We start from the raw sequence: 19473 nt of genomic DNA, 5'->3' as shown, positions 1-19473 counted from the left end.
AAATGTTTATACTGTTAGCGATTGATTTTTAGCTTTGTATTTATAGAAAGGTGATATAAATTAGATGAAGAAAATAATAATTGCGATTGCAATAGTAATTGTACTGGTTGCAATCGGATGGTATTGCAGATTTATTCTGGGGCTTGCATCTCAAATAGCCGCACCTGAGGTATCCACACTTGATAAAGAGATATCTTGGGAAAAGGAACATGGACTTTGGGGAAATTATGATTCCTATGAAAAGGAAGAATATACAGTAAAGGGATATAAAGACTATGAGCTCCATGTGACTCTTGTAAAAAATCCTGTAGAGACCGATAAATATGTGATTATAAGCCACGGTTTTAAGTCAAACAGATATGGTGCTGTAAAATATGTGGATACATATATGGACCTTGGATTTAACTGTATTATTTATGATTTAAGGGATCATGGTGAGAATGCAAAAACAGCCTTAAGCCTCGGACAGTTTGAGTCGGAAGATCTTGAAAAGCTTATCGAAGACAGCTATAACAGATATGGCAATATTAAGCTTGGGCTTCACGGAGAGTCTATGGGTGCAGCCACTTCTTTGATGGTACTTGCAAAAAAGCCGAAGGTAGATTTTGTTGTGGCAGATTGCGGATTTTCAAACTTGTATGATTTGCTTCATGCAGCCTATGATGTGGCAAAGGTGGGCGCAGTACTTCCAAGTGTAAATTTAGCAATGAAATTAAGATATGGCTATGATCTTAAAAAGACTTCGCCAAAGGATGCTCTTGTCGGAAATGAAGTACCTGTATGCTTTATACACGGTGAGGCGGATACCTTTATTTTGCCTGAGAATTCGCAGGTAAATAAGGCAGCTACAGCAGGGTATTCAGAGCTTCATTTGGTACCGAATGCGGCACATGCACAGTCAAGAGAAGTACTTGGAGAGGCGGAGTACAGGGGTATAATCGGTGATTTTTTAAATAATATAGACTTTAAATAAAGATTTTTGAGATTAAAAATATCCTGACAAGCAAAAGGCATTGGCACTGTGACTTGTCAGGATATAAACTCCTCTAGTAATGGAAATTTACATTATTACGCTTTAGTATATCTGTAATCAAATCAAATTTATCTTTTTTGTAAATCAATAATTCTTTAAAATATTGGTCGGCTATAATGCTGTCGTCTATATTTACAAAGAAAAATGGAAACAAACTATCTTCTTTAATGTTCATGATTTTTCTCAAATCAAGCATACTTGTAGTCCCTTTTAATCTAATCAAAGATGGTTTTATCTCTATTAGCCTAAAGCCCAAATCAAATGCCAGATTTATAGTGTCAATTTCATTATTTAAGCAATCAAGTTCTATTTCCTTTTCTTCATATAAAAATAGTTTCAATACCTCAACAGGTAAATTTTTATCTTGCAGGTCATCAATTAGCAAGAAATTAACTGTTTTTTTAGCGGTACTATTTGATAAATCATTATTCATATATACACATATCTTTCTTACGATACCAAATTAGTGAAATTCTACATTATGACGATTCAAGATATCTACAGTCAAATCAAACTTTTCTTTTTTATAAACATAATTTTCTCTGGCATAGTGTTCAATGAATATTTCATCTTTAATAAATAGGGAGAAAAACGGCAACAAATTTTCTTCTACATCTTCTTCTGTAGTTTGAACAAAACTTTTTAGACTCATAATTTTATTTAAATCGAGCATATCTGTAGTCCCAATAAGTCTGATTAAGAATTGTTTTATCTCTATTACTCTAAAGCCCAAATCAATTGCCAGATTTATAGCATCAATTTCATCATTCCAGCAATTTATTTCCACTTCTCTTTCTTTATCTAAAAACAGCTTCAATACTTCAAGTAGCCACCCATTATCTTGCCAGTCATCAAGCTCAAAACTATAGTACTTTAGCAATGGTTTAATCTCCTCTATAAAATTGTCTATTATAAAACTATAGGATCAAGACTGATTTTAGTTTTTTAGAGCTTCACTTAATAAAAACATACTGTTGAGATAATGTTTATACTCCGGCCCTTTTTTATTAAAGTCATCTTCGTTTATTCCTCTATAAACATAAATTGCAATTTCAAAAAAGGATGAATTAGACATAAAATAATCTTTATCCGGTATATAAACTAATATAATCTTAGGAGAATCTCCTATTTTTACAAATCTCTCATAAAAATCCTTATAAAAGCGGGAAGTCGCTAAATTTTGTGGAAGTTGCCAAATATCATGAGTATGAATATTCCGGGTATTTTCAGGTTTGTTATAATTAATCAATGAGATAGCTGAGTCTGCTGTCATCCTGTCAAGTTCACTATATAATACTTTATTCAGTCCATATTCTTTGCCAAGCAGTAAAATTATATCATCCTGTGATTTTTTTTGGTATAATGATATCATTTTTATAAAAGTTATAAACCGACGGCAAAAAACTGCTATCTGTAGTAGATATATCTCTGATAGTACGATAATTACAAATGTATTGATCCATAAAGTTCTCCTGTATTAATCCAAAATCTATGTCATAGAAGCTTTAATAGATTGTACATTATTAGTTCCATTCCAAAAAATATCACCCCATACAGTCTATCTACACCTGCTATATTTATAAATACATAATCTATGAAGTTTTTGAAAGTTTGTAATAATCCACAGCTATCAACAATGCATCAAGGATTGATAAAATACTTAGGATGATTTGTATCGATATATATGTTCTCATTCCCTCAAATTCACTAAAACCTTCGGTATTTAAGGAATAAATAAAATCGGAGATTTTACTTCCGTTAAGTATGCATATAATCAATAATATCAGTATAACAACTTTTACAGACAGGCTTAAATTAAGGTTAAAATTATCAGTTTTATTCATATAATATAAATCCCCCTTTACAATGATATAAAATAAATTATGCATTACTGACTTCAATATATCATAGCAAGTATCAAAGTACAATTTAAAAAACATAAAGAAAATGATAAAAGTTTATTTTTCGGTTTAATATAACTTTACAGATTTATTTATGCATAGTGCTATAAAATTTATTTAGGAAGTTAGTAAAAAATAAAATAATGAATAAAAATAAAGTGCTTGACAGTTGCTTAAGATAATGTATAATATTCTTTGTTTAATAACACTAAACTTTTTACTTAGAAATAGTGTGCAACACAAAGAAAGGCTTTTTATGGAGATTGGTTCAAAACTAAAAAGACTCAGAGTGCTTGCGGGACTTACACAAGAAGAGCTTGCTGATAGAGCGGAATTGTCCAAAGGATTTATTTCGCAGCTGGAGAATGATCTGACTTCACCGTCTATAGCAACTCTTCTTGATATTTTGCAATGCCTTGGAGTGGAAATAAAGGACTTCTTTGATGAAGAAACCGAAACGCAGGTGGTTTTTACCGAAGAAGACTACTTTATTAAAGAGGATAAAGAACTTAATAATACCATCGAATGGATAATACCGAATGCACAAAAAAATATGATGGAACCTATACTTCAGACTATTGAACCGGGAGGTATGACATATCCTGACAATCCACATGACGGAGAGGAGTTCGGATATATTCTTTCCGGAACTGTGGAGATACATAGGGGAAATGATGTGTATTTGGCAAAAAAAGGAGAGGCTTTTTATTTTACATCTGATAAAAAGCATTATATCAGCTCAAAGCGAGGTGCAAGACTTATTTGGGTCAGCACACCGCCTAATTTTTAAAAATTGGAGGAAGTATGTCGACATCCCTTATTGATTTGGAGCATATCTCAAAGAGTTTTGACGGAGAGATTGTTTTGGATGATTTAAATTTATCAATTAAAGAAAACTCATTTGTAACTTTACTCGGTCCTTCTGGTTGCGGTAAGACGACCACCCTTAGAATAATAGGTGGATTTGCACAGGCGGATACCGGAAGAGTAATTTTTGACGGCAAGGATATATCAAATCTGCCGCCGAATAAAAGAAATTTAAATACGGTATTTCAAAAGTATGCATTATTTCCTCATATGAACATTGCGGAAAATATAGCCTTCGGTTTGAAGATAAAGAATAAATCAAAGGCATATATTGATGATAAGATAAAATATGCGCTTAAGCTGGTAAATCTCTCCGGATATGAAAACAGAAATATAAATTTACTCTCAGGCGGACAGCAGCAAAGAATTGCAATTGCAAGAGCTATAGTAAATGAGCCGAAGGTACTCTTACTTGATGAGCCGCTTGGGGCACTTGATTTAAAACTTCGTCAGGATATGCAATATGAACTTATCAGACTTAAAAATGAGCTGGGTATTACTTTCGTCTATGTTACACATGATCAGGAAGAGGCACTTACAATGTCCGATACTATTGTGGTTATGAATCAGGGATATATACAGCAGATGGGTACTCCTGAGCAGATATATAACGAGCCTGAAAATGCCTTTGTAGCGGACTTTATAGGTGAATCAAATATAATCGGCGGAACTATGGTACAGGATAAGCTTGTAGATATATTCGGAGCAAAATTTGCCTGTGTGGACGTGGGATTTGGAACAAATAAGCCTGTTGACGTTGTAATAAGACCTGAGGATATTGACCTTGTAGAACCTGAAAAGGGAACTTTGGTAGGAAGAGTTACTCATTTGATATTTAAGGGAGTGCATTATGAGATGGAAGTTACTACTCCGAACGGATATGAGTGGCTGGTACATTCTACAGATATGTTCCCGGTAGGCAAGGAAGTCGGCATCAGTGTGGATCCTTTTGATATACAGATAATGAACAAGCCTGAGTCTGAGGATGAGGAGGCTGTGGGTGTAAATGAATAAGGATTTAAGAAAAGTACTTGCATTCCCATATATTCTTTGGATGATAGGTTTTACAATAATACCTCTTTCACTGATTTTTATATATGGATTGACTGATAGGAGCGGAAGCTTTACAGCGGCAAATGTGCTTTCAATATTTGCAAAGGACCATTTTAAGGCACTTGTACTGTCCATAATATTATCAATTGTAAGTACGGCTATTTGCCTTGTAATGGCATTTCCGCTGGCACTTACTTTGAAAAGCAAAAAGCTTAATAAGGGAAGTCTTATAGTATTTATATTTATTTTACCTATGTGGATGAACTTCCTGCTTAGAACTCTAGCATGGCTTTCACTTTTGGAGAAAAACGGAATAATAAATACGATTTTAAACTTCTTGCATCTGCCGAGTTTAAATATCATCAATACACCGGCAGCTATTATACTCGGTATGGTTTACAACTATCTGCCTTTTATGGTACTTCCTATATACAATGTACTTGAAAAGATAGATGACAATACAATAAATGCCGCAAGAGATCTTGGTGCAAATACAATGCAGACACTTACAAAGGTAATAATTCCTCTGAGCATTCCGGGTATTGTCAGCGGCATAACAATGGTATTTGTGCCGGCACTGACAACATTTGTTATCAGTAATATCCTTGGCGGAAGCAAGGTGCTTTTGATAGGAAATGTAATAGAGCAGGAATTTACAAAGGGAAGCAATTGGAATCTCGGTTCCGGACTCTCACTGGTAATGATGATCTTTATACTTATCAGTATGGCATTTATTGCCAAGTATGATAAAGACGGGGAGGGCATGAGCGTTTGATATATTCAAAGATAAGAAAAGTACTGGGGGATTTTTACCTGGTATTTATATTGATTTTTTTATATGCCCCGATAGCAACTCTTATGATACTGAGTTTTAATGCTTCAAAGTCAAGGAACAGATGGGGTGGATTTACTTTTGACTGGTATGGAGAGCTTTTTAAAAGCGCCACAATAATGTCTGCCTTCAGAAACACATTGGTTATTGCATTTTTATCGGCACTTATTGCAACCATTATAGGAACTGTAGCGGCATTAGGTATCAACAATATGAGAAAGGTACCTAAAACTGTGGTAATGGCTGTCAACAATATTCCTATGTTGAATGCGGATATTGTAACAGGTATCTCTTTGATGCTTGGATTTATAGCTTTCGGAATAAGCCTTGGATTTAAGACTATTCTTATAAGTCATATAACATTTAATATTCCGTATGTAATACTGTCTGTAATGCCGAAGCTTAAGCAGACTGAGAGAGTTACATATGAGGCGGCGCTGGATCTTGGTGCTACACCTGTTACGGCATTTTTTAAGGTGGTATTTCCGGATATATTACCGGGAGTAATATCGGGATTTTTACTTGCCTTTACCATGTCACTGGATGATTTTATAATAACACATTTTACAAAGGGTGCAGGTATAAACACTATATCAACTCTGGTATATTCAGAGGTTAGAAGAGGTATAAAGCCGAGTCTGTACGCCCTTTCTACAATCATTTTTGCTACCGTTTTGATACTGCTGATAGTATCAAATATTGCACAGAATAAAATAAAGAAAAAATAAATAGAAGATAAGAGGAAATAAACGTGAAAAAGAAATTTGTAAGTATAATGACATTGATGAGCCTGCTTTCTGTGGCTGTATTATCAGGGTGCGGAAAAAGCGATGCAGGTGCCAAGGCAGGCAGTGCAGGCGAGCTTTATGTATACAACTGGGGTGAGTATATTGACGAGAGTGTTGTAGAGGAGTTTGAAAAAGAAACCGGTATCAAGGTTGTTTATGATATGTTTGAGACCAATGAGGAGATGTATCCGGTACTTGAGGCAGGCGGTGTGGTATATGATGTAGTATGCCCTTCAGATTATATGATTGAGAAGATGATACAAAATGATATGCTTGCAGAGATTGACTTTAACAATGTTCCGAATGTAAAGAATATCGACCCTAAATATATGGAGATGTCAAAGGCTTTCGACCCTGAGAACAAGTACTCGGTACCGTATACATGGGGAACTGTGGGTATACTTTATAACACTTCCATGGTAAAGGACGATATAACAAGCTGGGGAGACCTTTGGAATCCCAAGTATCAGGGAAACATCCTTATGCAGGACTCTGTAAGAGACGCTTTTATGGTGGGTGAGAAGCTGCTCGGATATTCTATGAACACTACCGACAAGTCGGAACTTGAAAAGGTAAAGGATAAACTTATAGAGCAAAAGCCTCTTGTTCAGGCTTATGTTGTGGATCAGGTTAGAGATAAGATGATCGGCGGTGAGGCTGCTATAGGAGTTATCTATTCAGGTGAGATGCTCTATGTTCAAAATGAGGTTGCAAAGGCCGGCGGAGACTTTGAACTTAAGTATGTGATACCTAAAGAGGGTACAAATGTATGGATTGATTCATGGGTAATTCCGAAGAATGCAAAGAATAAGGAAAATGCGGAGAAGTGGATAGACTTCTTAAACAGACCTGAGATTGCAAAGAAAAACTTTGAATATATTACATACCCTACACCTAACAAGGCTGCATATGATTTACTTGATAAGGATTTGCAGGACAATACGGCGCTCTTCCCGACAGATGATATGTTAAAGAACAGCGAAGTATTTAAATATCTCGGAGATGAGGGCGACAGCCTTTACAATGACCTTTGGAAAGAAGTGAAAGGAAACTAGAAAAGTACTGCCGTGGACTTAGTCCATGGCGTTTTTTATTGTGTTTACTTATGACCAAATTTGGTATATAATTTAGGCATAATTCGGAGGTGATATTATGCAGATTGTGCCTATGAGGGATTTGAAAGATACTGTGCAGATTGAGAAGAAATGTCAAAACGGCCCGGTATTTGTGACTAAAAACGGTTACGGAAAGCTTGTAGTTATGAACATGGAATACTACGAGTCTAAGATTGCTAAAATTGCAGAGGCTGATTTTATCAATGAAGGTATTGTGGATTTTGCAAATGAGAAAATAAATGATGGAAAAGAAGTAATGGAAAAATTGAAGGATAAATAGTTAAAATAATAGAAAATACTCCCACAGACTTAGTGTAGTCTGTGGGATGTTTTATAAATGTAAAGTTTTATTTGGTTTTAAACAAATCTTACCCTATCAGCGATATTTTCTTTTTCCTTAGGATCAGGTTCTGCAACAATTCCTCCAAAAGGCATTTGTGCGATTAACTTCCATGACTTAGGAACTTCAAACATTTCTTGCACAAGGTTGTCAATTACAGGATTATAGTGCTGTAAGTTTGCACCGATTCCAAGCTCTCTAAGACCTGTCCATATATTTATTTGCAGCATTCCGTTTGCTTGATTAGCCCAAACCGGAAAGTTATCTGCATATGTCGGGAACTTTTTTTGCAGTGCTCTCACAACTTCTTCATCATAAAAATAAAGTATTGTACCTGCTGCAGCCTTAAATCCGTCGATTTTTTCACGAGGGACCTTGCCATCAAAGGTATCAAATATTCTATCCCAAAGCTCATCCTGTTTCTTATCCATAACTACAAGTACACGAGCACTCTTCATATTAAAGGCATCAGGTATCAGTTTGGTGATCTCTTCAATGACCTTTTTGACTTCAGCATTTGATACCGGAAGTTTTTTGTTTAGATTATAGTAAGTCCTTCTTTGTTTTAAATTATCTATAAGTTTCATAAAATCTCCAATCTATTCCTATATAATAAACATGTATGCAATATGGAATGTCTGATTATTATAGTCTATTTTTTAATTATTTTAAAGTAAGATACTTTTAATATATAAAACCGGGTTTTTATTTTCGGTTTGTGATACAATATAGTTGTTACCATATATGTTGTTTGCATGGAATAAAGGAGGGAAGTATGGAGTTTATAAAAAGGCATAGAAGGTTTCTTATAAATACACTTATCTATATCATTTCTTTTGTTGTAATTGTTATTCCTATGGATATGTGGATATATAAGGGATTAAACCTTTATAGGCTGGGAAAAAGTGCGGTTTATGTTTTTGGAATATGGTTCGGCGTATCTGCAATAATTGCCGCTATAAATTATTATGAAAATAAGGATAATAAATGAAGGCGAAGATTTTATGTTTTAACTGACAACTCAGGAAGTTGAGGAACTTTCAAGGTGCAAAAATTTCACCTTGAACAGAGGCACCGGACGATGGAGTAATATTAAGTACAATCCTTATGCCTTTACTGAACAGGGGATTTATATGCTTATTACTGTATTAAAGTGTGACCTTGCATTAAGGCAAAGTAGAGCTTTAGTTCGTACTTTTAAACAAATAAAAGACTACATTGTAGAAAATCAAGAAATGTATAACAAGCTAACATGCGTAAAATTGACAAGTTCATTTATCTGAACATATAAAGCTTATATTAGAAAACATGTAATTTAATTAGGGAGTGTTTTGATGGAAAATTTGGAGAATAAAAAAATATACAGATTTAAAAAATTTTTAGGATTCTTGGGATTGTTAGGTTTTTTAGGATTTTTAGGATTTGTATTTGATAATGTAGCATTTTTTCATTTTTTTAGTTTTTATTGTTTTTTTTCATTTTTTTTTGTGAATGATACGCAGAGTATTAAGAATAAAGATGACAAAAGGCATACTTTATACAGAGGTATTTTGGCAGTTATATTTACAGCCAATATACTTATAACTAACAGTGGATATATTCATGATAAATACTCGGCTATGACTATTTTAATCAACGTAGCTTTTGCTATAGCCCTAATAGTGGATACTATTATTGTAAGAAGTTAAATGTAGTTGAAGTTGAGTTAGTGTTTATTGAGTTTGTGCTTATACAATAAAACACCGGCATGTCCGGTGTTTTATTGTTTTTAGCTCAGAGCCACATCAAGTGCCATCATCACTGTAAATCCGAAGGCAAATAATATAACTCCTATATTTGAATGTTCCCCTTCACTCATTTCAGGGATAAGTTCCTCTACTACAACATACATCATAGCTCCTGCCGCAAAGCTTAGAAGATATGGCATCACAGGGATAAAAATCTTTGATGCTCCAAGCATTATAAAAGCTGCAATAGGTTCTACCGCACCTGAGAGAATACCGTAGAACAGTGCTTTCATTTTGCTCTCTCCTTCAGCATGTAGTGGCATGGATATAATGGCACCCTCAGGGAAGTTTTGAATTGCAATACCCAGAGAGAGTGCAAGAGCGGCTCCTGCAGATATACCTATTGTTCCGTTTAAAAATCCTGCATATACTATACCGACTGCCATTCCCTCAGGTATGTTGTGAAGAGTTACTGCAAGTACCATCATAGTTGTTCTTGCAAGCTTGCTTTTTCTACCTTCAGCTTCATTTGCATACATATGTAAATGAGGAATTATATGGTCGAGACTCAGCAAGAATAAAGTTCCGAGCCAAAAGCCTATAAATGCCGGAAGAAAGCTGAGCCTGCCTGCACCGGATTCTTCCATTTGTTCAATAGCGGGAATTATAAGACTCCAGACGGATGCAGCTACCATAACACCTGCGGCAAAGCCTGTCAGTGCTCTTTGGACACTTCTGCTCAGTCCGTTTTTCATAAAAAGTACACCGGCCGCACCTAATGATGTACCTATAAAAGGAATAAGAATTCCTTGTATTGCTTCATATAACATAAATACACCTCCTATATTAGATTTATATAAATTTAATTGTACGCTATCGATATATACATATGATAACATTTATAAATACAAATGGCAATATATAAACTTAAAGAATGTATTACTGTATAAATGTTTTATAATAACTTATCTCACTTGATATGTTAAATCCCAAGTCTGTATATATTTTATAAGCAGGAGTATTTTCCAAAAGCAGCTGCAAATGAATCTTTGTTTTTCCTATATTCTTTAAAAATAAAAGGATAGCTCTCATAGAAAGTTTTCCAAGTCCTTTATTCTGAAACTCCTCATATATATTAAAACTGTGGAAATAAATATCACCAACATCAAAGTTAAAAGTATAAAAACTGAATGATCCTATTTCTTCATCCTTATAATAAATATAAAAAATGTCATCATCTTCCTCATAAATGTCGATATCGGATATCTCATTGCAGGAATATGTGGATAAGTCGAGTTCCATCATAGTTTCAGTACATTCATAGTCAAATGAAAGCTTTTTTGCACATTCAAGTGAAGGTGAATAGTTTCTTTCGCATATAAAAGAAAGCTCTGTACCGGCTTTCAAATCAGTATAAAGGTAGTCTAAAACAGCTTTAAAATAACCTTTTTTTCTGTTATTTACATCTGTAAAAGCTATTATCTCATAAATATCAGTATCTATTTCAAATAAAGCAAAAACAGACATAAGAATTTCACTTTCATAACAGAGATAATATACACATCTTTCATCACTGAAATCAAAATAAAGCGGAAGATGATGCTCCTTATCCTGGGCCTCAACTATGGAATTTATTTGATTTATCATATTTTCTGATAAATCTCTCGTTTTTATTATATTCATGGCAATCTCCAAGCGTGCATTTATTGAAATAATACGGGTATATGTGTTATACTTTTAAAAACATAATTATGCCCAAAGGGCTCTTAGGAGAAAATATGATTGCAAAACTTATTGAAAAAATCAAGCAAACAAATGCCCCTATATGTGTAGGTTTAGATCCGCTTATTTCGCATATACCGGATTATATACTAGATGAGAAGATAAAGAAATATGGAAAAACTACAAAGGCTATAGGAGAAGCTTTCTTTGAGTTCAACAAAGAGATAATTGACAAGACCTATGATCTTATTCCTTCAGTAAAACCTCAGATAGCTATGTATGAGGAGTTCGGTATAGAGGGAATGATTGCTTACCAAAAAAGTGTCGAGTATGCCAAGGAAAAGGGTTTACTTGTTATCGGTGATGCAAAAAGAGGAGATATAGGTTCAACTTCACTTGCTTATGCAAAGGCACATATCGGAGTAAGTGATGTATTGGGCGAAAAAATAGTAGGATTTGATACGGATTTTGTAACGGTAAATCCATATCTCGGTACAGACGGTGTGAAGCCTTTTATAGATGTATGTAACAGTGAGGATAAGGGTATATTTGTACTTGTAAAGACTTCAAATCCTTCAAGCGGTGAATTCCAGGATCAGCTTATAGACGGAACACCTCTTTATGAACTTGTAGCAAAAAAGACCTGTGAATGGGGTGCTATGAGCATGGATGGAAATTATTCAAATGTAGGCGCCGTAGTGGGTGCTACATATCCTAAGATGAGTGCAATACTTAGAGAAAAGATGCCGAATACTTTCTTCCTTGTTCCGGGATACGGTGCACAGGGAGGAACAGCCGAGGATTTAAAGCCATGCTTTAATAAAGACGGGCTTGGTGCGGTAGTAAACTCTTCAAGAGGAATCATAGCCGCATATAAGCAGGAAAAATATGCTTCACTTGAGTTTGGTGATGCGGCAAGAGCGGCTGTAAAGGATATGATAACAGATATAAACAGAGTTTTATAAAGAGAAGTGAAATGACAAAGATAATGGATAATGGGAAGGTACTTTCCCAGGACGAACTGAGTAAAGATATTTATTCGATTTGGATAAAGACAGATATAGCAAAGACCACAAAGCCGGGACAATTTGTAAATGTATATACAAAGGATCCTTCAAAGCTTTTACCAAGGCCTATAAGTATTTGTGAGGTAGGTAAAGACTCTATAAGGCTTGTGTACAGAGTTACAGGTGAAAATGCCGGAACAAAGGAATTTTCAAACTTAAAAACCGGAGATGATATCAAAGTTTTGGGGCCTCTTGGAAACGGTTTCCCTACAGATTCAAAGTCTACTATCCTTATAGGAGGAGGTATAGGAATACCCCCTATGCTTGAAACCGCAAAGCAGACAGAGGGTGAGAAGATAATTGTACTGGGATTTAGAGACAGTGATACTTTCCTTGCAAATGAACTTGAAAGCTATGGAAAAGTATATATTGCCAGTGAAGACGGAAGTATAGGCACAAAGGGTAATGTACTTGATGCAATAAGAGAAAATAACCTGAGTGCAAAAAGGATTCTTGCCTGCGGACCTACTCCGATGCTTAGAGCTGTAAAAAGATATGCGGCTGAAAATAATATAGAATGTTTCCTTTCATTGGAAGAGAAGATGGCATGCGGAATAGGTGCATGTCTTGCCTGCACATGTAAGTCAAGTGATATTGACAGCCACTCCAAGGTGAAAAATAAAAGAGTTTGTACCGAAGGGCCGGTATTTAATGCTTCGGAGGTGGAACTATGATAAATACAAAAGTAAAGATTGCAGGAGTGGAGTTTAAAAATCCTGTGACGGTTGCAAGCGGAACCTTCGGACATGGTGAAGAGTTTGCAGACCTTGTGGATATCAACAGACTCGGTGCGGTGACTACAAAGGGTGTTGCAAATATCCCATGGGAGGGAAATCCTACACCCAGAATTGCGGAAGTCTATGGCGGTATGTTAAATGCTATCGGACTTCAAAACCCGGGAGTTTATACATTTATTGAAAGAGATTTGAAATTCCTTAAAGAAAAGGATACAAAGATAATAGTAAATGTCTGCGGAAGAAGTGTTGAGGATTATATTGAAACCGTTGAAAGACTCTCAGATGAGGATGTGGATATGTTTGAAATCAATATATCATGTCCGAATGTATCACATGGTGGTATTGCTTTCGGTACAAATGTTGAGAGCGTCAGTGAGATTACAAAGCAGATGAAGGCTCATTCAAAGAAGCCTATTATCATGAAGCTTTCACCGAATGTTACAGATATAACAGAAATCGCAAGGGCCGCCGAGGCTGCAGGAAGCGATGCGCTTTCACTTATAAATACAATTACCGGTATGAAGATAGATATAAATAAGAGATGTTTTGCAATAGCAAATAAGACAGGCGGAATGTCAGGACCTGCCATTAAGCCGATTGCGCTCAGAATGGTATATCAGGTGGCAAATGCTGTTAAGATACCTATAATAGGTATGGGAGGTATATCTACTTTTGAGGATGCCATAGAATTTATGCTTGCAGGTGCTACAATGGTAAGTGTTGGAACCGCAAATTTTATAAATCCCAATGCAAGTATTGAGATAGCTGAAGGTATTGAGAAATATCTTGAAAATAACGGATTTAAAGATGTAAACGAGATTATAGGTTTGGTAAAATAAACCTTTGAATGGAGAATTTATGGAAAACTATAAAAAAGAATTTATTGATTTTATGATAGAATGTGAAGTTTTAAAGTTCGGTGATTTTGTGACAAAGAGCGGAAGAAAGACTCCGTTCTTTGTTAACACGGGATTTTACAGAAGCGGAGCACAGCTTAGTAAGCTCGGAAAGTATTACGCAAAGGCTATAAGAGGTGCTTTCGGTGATAAATTCGACATCCTTTTCGGGCCTGCATACAAGGGTATTCCTCTCAGTGTTGCAACATCGATGGCACTTAGCGAAGAAGGTGTGGATGTAAAATACTGTTCAAACAGAAAAGAAGTAAAAGATCATGGAGATACAGGCATTTTACTCGGTTCACCTATTAAAGACGGGGATAAAATCGTTATAATCGAGGATGTGACCACAGCGGGAACATCTATCGAGGAGACTTTACCTATTATAAAGGCACAGGGAAATGTAGATGTACTCGGTCTTGTAGTAAGTGTGGACAGATGTGAAAGAGGACAGAGTGAGAAGTCCGCACTTGTGGAGATAAGTGAAAAATACGGTATAAAGACTACAGCCATCGTTACAATGAATGAAGTTGTAGAGTATCTTTATAATAAAGAAGTGGGCGGAAGAATTATCATAGATGATAAATTAAAGGCCGCCATAGATGACTACTACAAGATTTACGGAGTAAAATAAAATCCGGCGGAGGAAAGATGGAAAAGACATATAAACTTATGAAATTCTGTGGTGGAGCAGGGATTGCTATCGGTGTGATAATGATAGTTGTAGGTGTTGCTACAGGTGTTATGTCCATTGTAAACGGAGCAAGACTGCTGGCAGGAAAGAAACATATAGAGTTTTAATATGAATAAACTTGGAACTAAGTTTAGATTCATAGGGATGATTTTTTTTATAATATATCTTTTGGTATTATGCTATTTTCTCTTTTTTGCTGAGGCATTTGGAAGAGGAATATCTTTTGAAGCACATGGTTACAATACCACACCTTTCTTTGAGATAAGAAGATATATTGATAATTTTGATAAACTTGGTATGATAACGGTGATGAATCTGGGGGGCAATGTACTCGCTTTCATGCCCTTCGGATTTTTCAGACCGATAATCGGCAGAAGAAAAAATGCATTTTTCAGGACTTTGATTCAGGGTTGTCTGTTTTCACTTATGGTGGAAGTTATACAGCTTTTGACCAATGTAGGAAGCTTTGATGTGGACGATATTATACTTAATACATTGGGAGTCTTTCTGGGATATATTATTTTTATTCTGTTTAAACTTATCATATGGAGACGGGAATGAGTTTTTTTAAAAAAAAGAGAATAGGAATTCCTTTTAGAAGAGAAGAAAATATTTTGGACTCCGACATATTTTTATCGGCAGAGGACAAGGTCAAGTTTGCTACAAGTAGAAAAGATATGGTCGACTATATGAGACGACCTTTTGCAAAGGATGCAAAATTTGCATTGTTTATGGATATAATTGCCGTGGTACTGCTTGTTTTTGCAGTAAGAAAAGTGATAGAAAATCAGGGTGCACCAAGTACCCAGGTATCGGCTTTTGCACTTTGTTCATTTCTGTTTGCGGCGGCGGGATTTTATTATTCGCTGAAATCTTTTAAACAGGGAACGGCCAGGAAATCACTTTCGGTGATTACTACAATAATTGGAGGAGTTTTATTTTTACTATGGTTTATGATATTTATTCTTGGGATAGCAGGCTGATAGTAGAGAGAATAAATTTGGCAATGGAGAGAATTTCTCAGATAAAATCTGAGAAAGATATCAGATTTGGTGAATTTTTCTTGAAACTCTCAAGCTTTTTGGAACAAGTAAATGATTTAAGAATAAAAAGAGATACGGGAGAGTTTGAAAAGCAAAGCTTTGAAGAACTTAATATATCTCAAAATGAACTTTTTTATGATTTAAAAGAGGAAAACTATGATAAATCCGTATACAATCCGGATGTATTGGAGAAGCTTTGTGACAAGGAGTTTGTGTCACCGCTTTTAAGCCTTTCTTTTGAGGTGAGGGCTGCACTTATAACAGTATTTGAGGGAGACCTTGAAGGATTTGTCAATATTTTGGAACTGTTTTTACAGGTATACGGTATATGCCTTGAGGGAGGAGATGCCAAGGAAGTCTCCGAGGCTATTTATTGGTATGCTTCAGACTATCTTGATATTACAGCAAGAAAAAAAATAATAGAAAGCTTCACTACTTCCAACAGATTTTTTTATAATATAATTATGAATGATGATCTGTCAGATCTGAGATATCTTTTTAAATTCGGAGAATACATCGGTGAAAACGAGATAAAAACCGCAAAATACCTTAATTCACTTGATATGGAGACTGTCAGACTGTGTGCAAAAACTTTTGTGGACGGATATAGGGACGGTTTTATTGCAATGCAAAAGGATATATCAAAGAGAAGTATTGTATCTTTGATATATCGCATCGGATTTGAGAGAATCGTAAAAGAAGCCGTTATACTCTTTGAAGATATGGGCTTTGAGGTGGTGCTTGACAGAAAGCCATACAGACTTGCTGATATGTCACATATCAGAAATAGAGGTATCTCCAGTGGCGGTGTAAACAGACAGTTTGAGTACGACCACAAGTATGATATGAATATCTTTACAAAGAAGGCATATCTTGACAGAAAATATGAGATAAGCAAGCAGACATTTGAAGAGATAAAGGAAAATATGGCACTCTACGGTGGACCTGCATTGATGGATGCATTCGGTGACACTGAATTTTTGCCTGTAAAGAAAACTTCTGCGAATTCATTTGTTGAAAAGCAGAATAATCTGATGAACAATTACAGAAATGATATGATGCTTTTACAGGATGAGTATATAGATACTTCAGGTACCGCATTCTGTATTATTGCATGGCCTCTTCCAAGTATTGCAAAGGAGCCGGAGGTTTATTCAAATATATTTGATGATACTATAAGAATAAATACTTTGGATGCCGGCAAATATAAAGAAGCGCAGCAAAAGATTATAGATGCCCTTGATAAGGCAGATACCGTAAGAATAATAGGAGGTAAGAATAATAAGACGGATCTTACCATAAAGCTGCATGAGTTAAAGGATCCTTCCAAGGAGACAAATTTTGAAAACTGTGGAGCGGATGTAAATATCCCGGTAGGTGAGGTTTTTACATCTCCTGTACTTGAAGGAACAAACGGTACACTTTTTGTTAAGGATGTTTTTTTGGCAGGATATCATTTAAAGAATCTTTGCATAACTGTAAAAAACGGTATGATAGAGGATTATATCTGTGAGAACTTTGAGACAAGAGATGACAACAGAAGAATGGTTGAAGATTCCATCTTAAAGGGACATAAGTCTTTACCTATGGGAGAGTTTGCCATAGGTACAAATGTGGTGGCTTATAATGTTGCAAAGAAGTATGACATTTTTGAAAAAATGCCTATTTTGATTGCTGAAAAAATGGGACCTCATTTTGCGTTCGGAGATACATGCTATTCACATGATGAAGAAAATGTTTCTTACAATCCTGACGGCAAGGCTATTATTGCCAGAGATAATGAATGCTCTATAAAGAGAAAGACAGATATCAAGAGCGCATATTTTAATTGTCATACGGACATTACTATCCCTTTGGTTGAGCTTGGGGATATTTATACAAATGAACCTGACGGTACAAATACTTATATCATCAAAGACGGCAGATTTGTGCTTGAGGGCAGTGAAATATTGAACGAATAAAGAAATCCATAGGCTTTGTTTTACAAATTATTTTGTAAAACAAAGCCTATGGTTGGTTATACAATAATATTATTTTTCACAATGGAGGTAAGTATGGTTGAGGTTGCTATAGTTATGGGAAGCGATTCGGATTTGAATGTTATGAGAGCCGCCGGAGATTTCCTAAAAGAGATGGGTGTGGAATATGAATATAATATCATTTCAGCACACAGAGAGCCCGACATTTTCTTTGCATGGGCAAGAGATTTAAAGAAAAGGGGAATCAAGACGGTAATAGCAGGTGCTGGAAAGGCGGCTCATCTTCCGGGAATGTGTGCGGCACTCACACCGCTTCCTGTAATAGGAGTACCGATAAAGACTTCGGATCTTGGCGGTGTGGATTCACTATACTCTATAGTTCAAATGCCGGGAGGAATCCCTGTAGCAACCGTAGCGATAAACGGAGCAAAAAATGCGGGAATACTTGCGACGAAGATACTTGCCTTAAGAAATGAAGAGCTTTTTGATAAACTTGAAAAATTCAGTGACAGCATGGCTAAAGAGGTGGAAGCCAAGGATAAAAGATTAAAAGATGTGGGAGTTGATACTTTTTTGAAAGGCTGATTCCTATAATTTCAGTTCTTTCTTCTTTGTATAGTTGTTTTTGTTTTGTATATTGGAGGTAATATGGATTACAAGAGTGCCGGCGTGGATATTGAAGCAGGTTATAAGGCGGTTGAGTTGATGAAGCAGCATGTAAAGGCTACTATGAGACCGGAAGTCCTTGGAGGACTTGGAGGTTTTTCAGGAGCGTTTTCTTTAAGTAAGATAAAGAATATGAAAGAGCCTGTTCTTTTATCCGGAACTGACGGAGTGGGAACAAAGCTTAAACTGGCTTTTTTAACGGATAAACATGACAGTATAGGTATTGACTGTGTAGCTATGTGTGTGAATGATGTGGCCTGTGCAGGCGGTGAACCGCTGTTTTTCCTTGATTATATAGCCTGTGGAAAAAACGATCCCGAAAAAATAGCAACTATTGTAAAAGGTGTGGCGGACGGATGTATACAGTCGGGAGCAGCACTTATAGGTGGTGAAACTGCAGAAATGCCGGGATTTTATCCTGTAGATGAATACGATTTGGCAGGCTTTTGTGTGGGTGTTGCCGACAAATGCGATCTTATTGACGGAAAAGATTTAAAGGCAGGAGATGCTTTGATAGGTATTGCTTCAAGCGGTGTACATTCAAACGGATTTTCTTTGGTAAGAAAAGTTTTTGATATGACAAAGGAAGCCTTGGATACCTATTATGATGAACTTGGGAAAACTTTGGGAGAAGCACTTTTGGCACCTACAAAAATATATGTGAAGGCACTTAAAGCTGTAAGAGATAAAAACATAAAGATAAAAGCCTGCTCACATATTACAGGTGGAGGATTCTATGAAAACATTCCGAGAATGCTTATTGAAGATACTAAAGCTGTGGTAAGAAAAGACTCCTATGAAATACCGGCTATATTCAAACTTATTGCAAAGACAGGTGATATCAAAGAAGAGATGATGTACAATACCTTCAATATGGGACTCGGAATGGTGATAGCCGTTGATAAGTCTGATGTATCAAAAACGCTTGAAGCACTGAAGTCTTCAGGAGAGTCGGCATATGAAATCGGATATATAGAAAAAGGAACAAAGGGAATAGAGCTTATATAAAGGAG

The 19473-nt window shown here is 35.7% G+C and carries 26 protein-coding genes and 1 pseudogene; 20 read left to right on the top strand and 7 right to left on the bottom strand.

Annotated elements, in window-relative coordinates; genetic code table 11:
• Positions 1 to 64: 64 nt before the first annotated feature.
• Entirely contained in the window at positions 65 to 973 is a 909-nt protein-coding gene (locus SBH76_RS02685; RefSeq protein ID WP_317976696.1) for an alpha/beta hydrolase, read from the top strand.
• 73 nt (positions 974 to 1046) lie between these two features.
• Here SBH76_RS02685 and SBH76_RS02680 read toward each other — a convergent pair whose 3' ends face one another.
• From SBH76_RS02680 to SBH76_RS02665, 4 genes are all read right to left on the bottom strand, one after another.
• The gene (locus SBH76_RS02680; protein WP_317976695.1) at positions 1047 to 1466 is read right to left on the bottom strand and encodes a hypothetical protein; all 420 of its coding nucleotides are present in this window, start codon (positions 1464 to 1466) and stop codon (positions 1047 to 1049) included.
• A 30-nt stretch (positions 1467 to 1496) separates the two neighbouring features.
• A complete protein-coding gene (locus tag SBH76_RS02675; RefSeq protein WP_317976694.1) occupies positions 1497 to 1913 on the bottom strand; it encodes a hypothetical protein in 417 nt (138 codons plus the stop codon).
• 57 nt (positions 1914 to 1970) lie between these two features.
• A complete protein-coding gene (locus SBH76_RS02670) occupies positions 1971 to 2405 on the bottom strand; it encodes a hypothetical protein (protein ID WP_317976693.1) in 435 nt (144 codons plus the stop codon).
• 220 nt (positions 2406 to 2625) lie between these two features.
• The gene (locus SBH76_RS02665) at positions 2626 to 2877 is read right to left on the bottom strand and encodes a hypothetical protein (RefSeq protein WP_317976692.1); all 252 of its coding nucleotides are present in this window, start codon (positions 2875 to 2877) and stop codon (positions 2626 to 2628) included.
• Positions 2878 to 3190: 313 nt separating this feature from the next.
• Here SBH76_RS02665 and SBH76_RS02660 point away from each other — a divergent pair, with 313 nt between their 5' ends.
• From SBH76_RS02660 to SBH76_RS02635, 6 genes are all read left to right on the top strand, one after another.
• Positions 3191 to 3724 carry a helix-turn-helix domain-containing protein gene (locus SBH76_RS02660; protein WP_007593546.1) on the top strand — a complete coding sequence of 178 codons (534 nt, stop codon included), beginning with the start codon at positions 3191 to 3193 and terminating at the stop codon, positions 3722 to 3724.
• 14 nt (positions 3725 to 3738) lie between these two features.
• On the top strand, positions 3739 to 4815 hold the full coding sequence (locus SBH76_RS02655) for an ABC transporter ATP-binding protein (RefSeq protein WP_007593544.1): 1077 nt from the start codon (positions 3739 to 3741) through the stop codon (positions 4813 to 4815).
• Positions 4808 to 5629: an ABC transporter permease gene (locus SBH76_RS02650; protein ID WP_007593541.1), complete on the top strand. Its 822-nt coding sequence runs from the start codon at positions 4808 to 4810 to the stop codon at positions 5627 to 5629. The genes SBH76_RS02655 and SBH76_RS02650 overlap by 8 nt, the downstream gene beginning before the upstream one ends.
• A complete protein-coding gene (locus SBH76_RS02645; protein WP_317976691.1) occupies positions 5626 to 6414 on the top strand; it encodes an ABC transporter permease in 789 nt (262 codons plus the stop codon). The genes SBH76_RS02650 and SBH76_RS02645 overlap by 4 nt, the downstream gene beginning before the upstream one ends.
• A gap of 23 nt (positions 6415 to 6437) precedes the next feature.
• Positions 6438 to 7529: an ABC transporter substrate-binding protein gene (locus SBH76_RS02640; RefSeq protein ID WP_317976690.1), complete on the top strand. Its 1092-nt coding sequence runs from the start codon at positions 6438 to 6440 to the stop codon at positions 7527 to 7529.
• Positions 7530 to 7626: 97 nt separating this feature from the next.
• Complete coding sequence (locus tag SBH76_RS02635; protein ID WP_315084866.1) at positions 7627 to 7869, top strand: type II toxin-antitoxin system Phd/YefM family antitoxin; 243 nt, start codon at positions 7627 to 7629, stop codon at positions 7867 to 7869.
• 77 nt (positions 7870 to 7946) lie between these two features.
• On the opposite strand, the gene SBH76_RS02630 is transcribed toward SBH76_RS02635, so the two are convergent.
• Positions 7947 to 8516: a nitroreductase family protein gene (locus SBH76_RS02630; RefSeq protein WP_317976689.1), complete on the bottom strand. Its 570-nt coding sequence runs from the start codon at positions 8514 to 8516 to the stop codon at positions 7947 to 7949.
• 188 nt (positions 8517 to 8704) lie between these two features.
• On the opposite strand from SBH76_RS02630, the gene SBH76_RS02625 reads away from it, so the two are divergent.
• The 3 genes and pseudogenes from SBH76_RS02625 to SBH76_RS13965 all read left to right on the top strand — a co-directional run bounded on the left by SBH76_RS02625 (position 8705) and on the right by SBH76_RS13965 (position 9617).
• Positions 8705 to 8920: a hypothetical protein gene (locus SBH76_RS02625; protein ID WP_317976688.1), complete on the top strand. Its 216-nt coding sequence runs from the start codon at positions 8705 to 8707 to the stop codon at positions 8918 to 8920.
• 22 nt (positions 8921 to 8942) lie between these two features.
• Positions 8943 to 9197 (top strand): annotated as a pseudogene (locus SBH76_RS02620) (ORF6N domain-containing protein); the annotation flags it as partial.
• A gap of 282 nt (positions 9198 to 9479) precedes the next feature.
• Positions 9480 to 9617 carry a hypothetical protein gene (locus SBH76_RS13965; RefSeq protein ID WP_490338593.1) on the top strand — a complete coding sequence of 46 codons (138 nt, stop codon included), beginning with the start codon at positions 9480 to 9482 and terminating at the stop codon, positions 9615 to 9617.
• A gap of 80 nt (positions 9618 to 9697) precedes the next feature.
• On the opposite strand, the gene SBH76_RS02610 is transcribed toward SBH76_RS13965, so the two are convergent.
• On the bottom strand, positions 9698 to 10486 hold the full coding sequence (locus tag SBH76_RS02610; RefSeq protein WP_317976686.1) for a ZIP family metal transporter: 789 nt from the start codon (positions 10484 to 10486) through the stop codon (positions 9698 to 9700).
• A gap of 109 nt (positions 10487 to 10595) precedes the next feature.
• Positions 10596 to 11339 carry a GNAT family N-acetyltransferase gene (locus SBH76_RS02605; RefSeq protein WP_317976685.1) on the bottom strand — a complete coding sequence of 248 codons (744 nt, stop codon included), beginning with the start codon at positions 11337 to 11339 and terminating at the stop codon, positions 10596 to 10598.
• Between the two features lie 95 nt (positions 11340 to 11434).
• Between SBH76_RS02605 and pyrF the strand changes: the two genes are divergently transcribed.
• From pyrF to purM, 10 genes are all read left to right on the top strand, one after another.
• On the top strand, positions 11435 to 12343 hold the full coding sequence (pyrF, locus tag SBH76_RS02600; protein WP_317976684.1) for an orotidine-5'-phosphate decarboxylase: 909 nt from the start codon (positions 11435 to 11437) through the stop codon (positions 12341 to 12343).
• An 11-nt stretch (positions 12344 to 12354) separates the two neighbouring features.
• Positions 12355 to 13119 carry a dihydroorotate dehydrogenase electron transfer subunit gene (locus SBH76_RS02595; RefSeq protein WP_317976683.1) on the top strand — a complete coding sequence of 255 codons (765 nt, stop codon included), beginning with the start codon at positions 12355 to 12357 and terminating at the stop codon, positions 13117 to 13119.
• Positions 13116 to 14021 (top strand): dihydroorotate dehydrogenase, encoded by a 906-nt coding sequence (locus SBH76_RS02590; RefSeq protein ID WP_317976682.1) that lies wholly within the window; start codon positions 13116 to 13118, stop codon positions 14019 to 14021. The genes SBH76_RS02595 and SBH76_RS02590 overlap by 4 nt, the downstream gene beginning before the upstream one ends.
• A 19-nt stretch (positions 14022 to 14040) precedes the next feature.
• Complete coding sequence (pyrE, locus tag SBH76_RS02585; protein WP_317976681.1) at positions 14041 to 14712, top strand: orotate phosphoribosyltransferase; 672 nt, start codon at positions 14041 to 14043, stop codon at positions 14710 to 14712.
• Positions 14713 to 14729: 17 nt separating this feature from the next.
• Positions 14730 to 14879 carry a hypothetical protein gene (locus SBH76_RS02580; protein ID WP_007593505.1) on the top strand — a complete coding sequence of 50 codons (150 nt, stop codon included), beginning with the start codon at positions 14730 to 14732 and terminating at the stop codon, positions 14877 to 14879.
• A gap of 1 nt (position 14880) precedes the next feature.
• On the top strand, positions 14881 to 15333 hold the full coding sequence (locus SBH76_RS02575; protein ID WP_034213243.1) for a VanZ family protein: 453 nt from the start codon (positions 14881 to 14883) through the stop codon (positions 15331 to 15333).
• Entirely contained in the window at positions 15330 to 15755 is a 426-nt protein-coding gene (locus SBH76_RS02570) for a hypothetical protein (protein ID WP_317976680.1), read from the top strand. The genes SBH76_RS02575 and SBH76_RS02570 overlap by 4 nt, the downstream gene beginning before the upstream one ends.
• Positions 15719 to 17776: an aminopeptidase gene (locus tag SBH76_RS02565; RefSeq protein WP_317976679.1), complete on the top strand. Its 2058-nt coding sequence runs from the start codon at positions 15719 to 15721 to the stop codon at positions 17774 to 17776. Before SBH76_RS02570 ends, SBH76_RS02565 begins: the two co-directional genes overlap by 37 nt.
• A gap of 93 nt (positions 17777 to 17869) precedes the next feature.
• Positions 17870 to 18379: a 5-(carboxyamino)imidazole ribonucleotide mutase gene (gene purE, locus SBH76_RS02560; RefSeq protein WP_317976678.1), complete on the top strand. Its 510-nt coding sequence runs from the start codon at positions 17870 to 17872 to the stop codon at positions 18377 to 18379.
• Between the two features lie 63 nt (positions 18380 to 18442).
• Positions 18443 to 19468, top strand: coding sequence for a phosphoribosylformylglycinamidine cyclo-ligase (gene purM, locus SBH76_RS02555; RefSeq protein ID WP_317976677.1), 1026 nt, complete (start codon positions 18443 to 18445; stop codon positions 19466 to 19468).
• Positions 19469 to 19473: the final 5 nt, after the last annotated feature.

This window comes from Lachnoanaerobaculum sanguinis (assembly GCF_033242365.1).
GTDB classification, from domain to species: domain Bacteria; phylum Bacillota; class Clostridia; order Lachnospirales; family Lachnospiraceae; genus Lachnoanaerobaculum; species Lachnoanaerobaculum sanguinis.
The sequence above is the reverse complement of the archived record's forward strand: the minus strand, read 5'-3'. Positions and strand labels throughout refer to the sequence as shown.

What these genes read in the sequence shown, in the direction of transcription:
- SBH76_RS02685 (WP_317976696.1), top strand. Translation starts at nt 65, where the DNA reads ATGAAGAAAATAATAATTGCGATTGCAATAGTAATTGTACTGGTTGCA.
- SBH76_RS02680 (WP_317976695.1), bottom strand. Translation starts at nt 1,466, where the DNA reads ATGAATAATGATTTATCAAATAGTACCGCTAAAAAAACAGTTAATTTC.
- SBH76_RS02670 (WP_317976693.1), bottom strand. Translation starts at nt 2,405, where the DNA reads ATGATATCATTATACCAAAAAAAATCACAGGATGATATAATTTTACTG.
- SBH76_RS02665 (WP_317976692.1), bottom strand. Translation starts at nt 2,877, where the DNA reads ATGAATAAAACTGATAATTTTAACCTTAATTTAAGCCTGTCTGTAAAA.
- SBH76_RS02660 (WP_007593546.1), top strand. Translation starts at nt 3,191, where the DNA reads ATGGAGATTGGTTCAAAACTAAAAAGACTCAGAGTGCTTGCGGGACTT.
- SBH76_RS02655 (WP_007593544.1), top strand. Translation starts at nt 3,739, where the DNA reads ATGTCGACATCCCTTATTGATTTGGAGCATATCTCAAAGAGTTTTGAC.
- SBH76_RS02650 (WP_007593541.1), top strand. Translation starts at nt 4,808, where the DNA reads ATGAATAAGGATTTAAGAAAAGTACTTGCATTCCCATATATTCTTTGG.
- SBH76_RS02635 (WP_315084866.1), top strand. Translation starts at nt 7,627, where the DNA reads ATGCAGATTGTGCCTATGAGGGATTTGAAAGATACTGTGCAGATTGAG.
- SBH76_RS02630 (WP_317976689.1), bottom strand. Translation starts at nt 8,516, where the DNA reads ATGAAACTTATAGATAATTTAAAACAAAGAAGGACTTACTATAATCTA.
- SBH76_RS02625 (WP_317976688.1), top strand. Translation starts at nt 8,705, where the DNA reads ATGGAGTTTATAAAAAGGCATAGAAGGTTTCTTATAAATACACTTATC.
- SBH76_RS02610 (WP_317976686.1), bottom strand. Translation starts at nt 10,486, where the DNA reads ATGTTATATGAAGCAATACAAGGAATTCTTATTCCTTTTATAGGTACA.
- SBH76_RS02605 (WP_317976685.1), bottom strand. Translation starts at nt 11,339, where the DNA reads ATGAATATAATAAAAACGAGAGATTTATCAGAAAATATGATAAATCAA.
- pyrF (WP_317976684.1), top strand. Translation starts at nt 11,435, where the DNA reads ATGATTGCAAAACTTATTGAAAAAATCAAGCAAACAAATGCCCCTATA.
- SBH76_RS02595 (WP_317976683.1), top strand. Translation starts at nt 12,355, where the DNA reads ATGACAAAGATAATGGATAATGGGAAGGTACTTTCCCAGGACGAACTG.
- SBH76_RS02590 (WP_317976682.1), top strand. Translation starts at nt 13,116, where the DNA reads ATGATAAATACAAAAGTAAAGATTGCAGGAGTGGAGTTTAAAAATCCT.
- pyrE (WP_317976681.1), top strand. Translation starts at nt 14,041, where the DNA reads ATGGAAAACTATAAAAAAGAATTTATTGATTTTATGATAGAATGTGAA.
- SBH76_RS02580 (WP_007593505.1), top strand. Translation starts at nt 14,730, where the DNA reads ATGGAAAAGACATATAAACTTATGAAATTCTGTGGTGGAGCAGGGATT.
- SBH76_RS02575 (WP_034213243.1), top strand. Translation starts at nt 14,881, where the DNA reads ATGAATAAACTTGGAACTAAGTTTAGATTCATAGGGATGATTTTTTTT.
- SBH76_RS02570 (WP_317976680.1), top strand. Translation starts at nt 15,330, where the DNA reads ATGAGTTTTTTTAAAAAAAAGAGAATAGGAATTCCTTTTAGAAGAGAA.
- SBH76_RS02565 (WP_317976679.1), top strand. Translation starts at nt 15,719, where the DNA reads ATGGTTTATGATATTTATTCTTGGGATAGCAGGCTGATAGTAGAGAGA.
- purE (WP_317976678.1), top strand. Translation starts at nt 17,870, where the DNA reads ATGGTTGAGGTTGCTATAGTTATGGGAAGCGATTCGGATTTGAATGTT.
- purM (WP_317976677.1), top strand. Translation starts at nt 18,443, where the DNA reads ATGGATTACAAGAGTGCCGGCGTGGATATTGAAGCAGGTTATAAGGCG.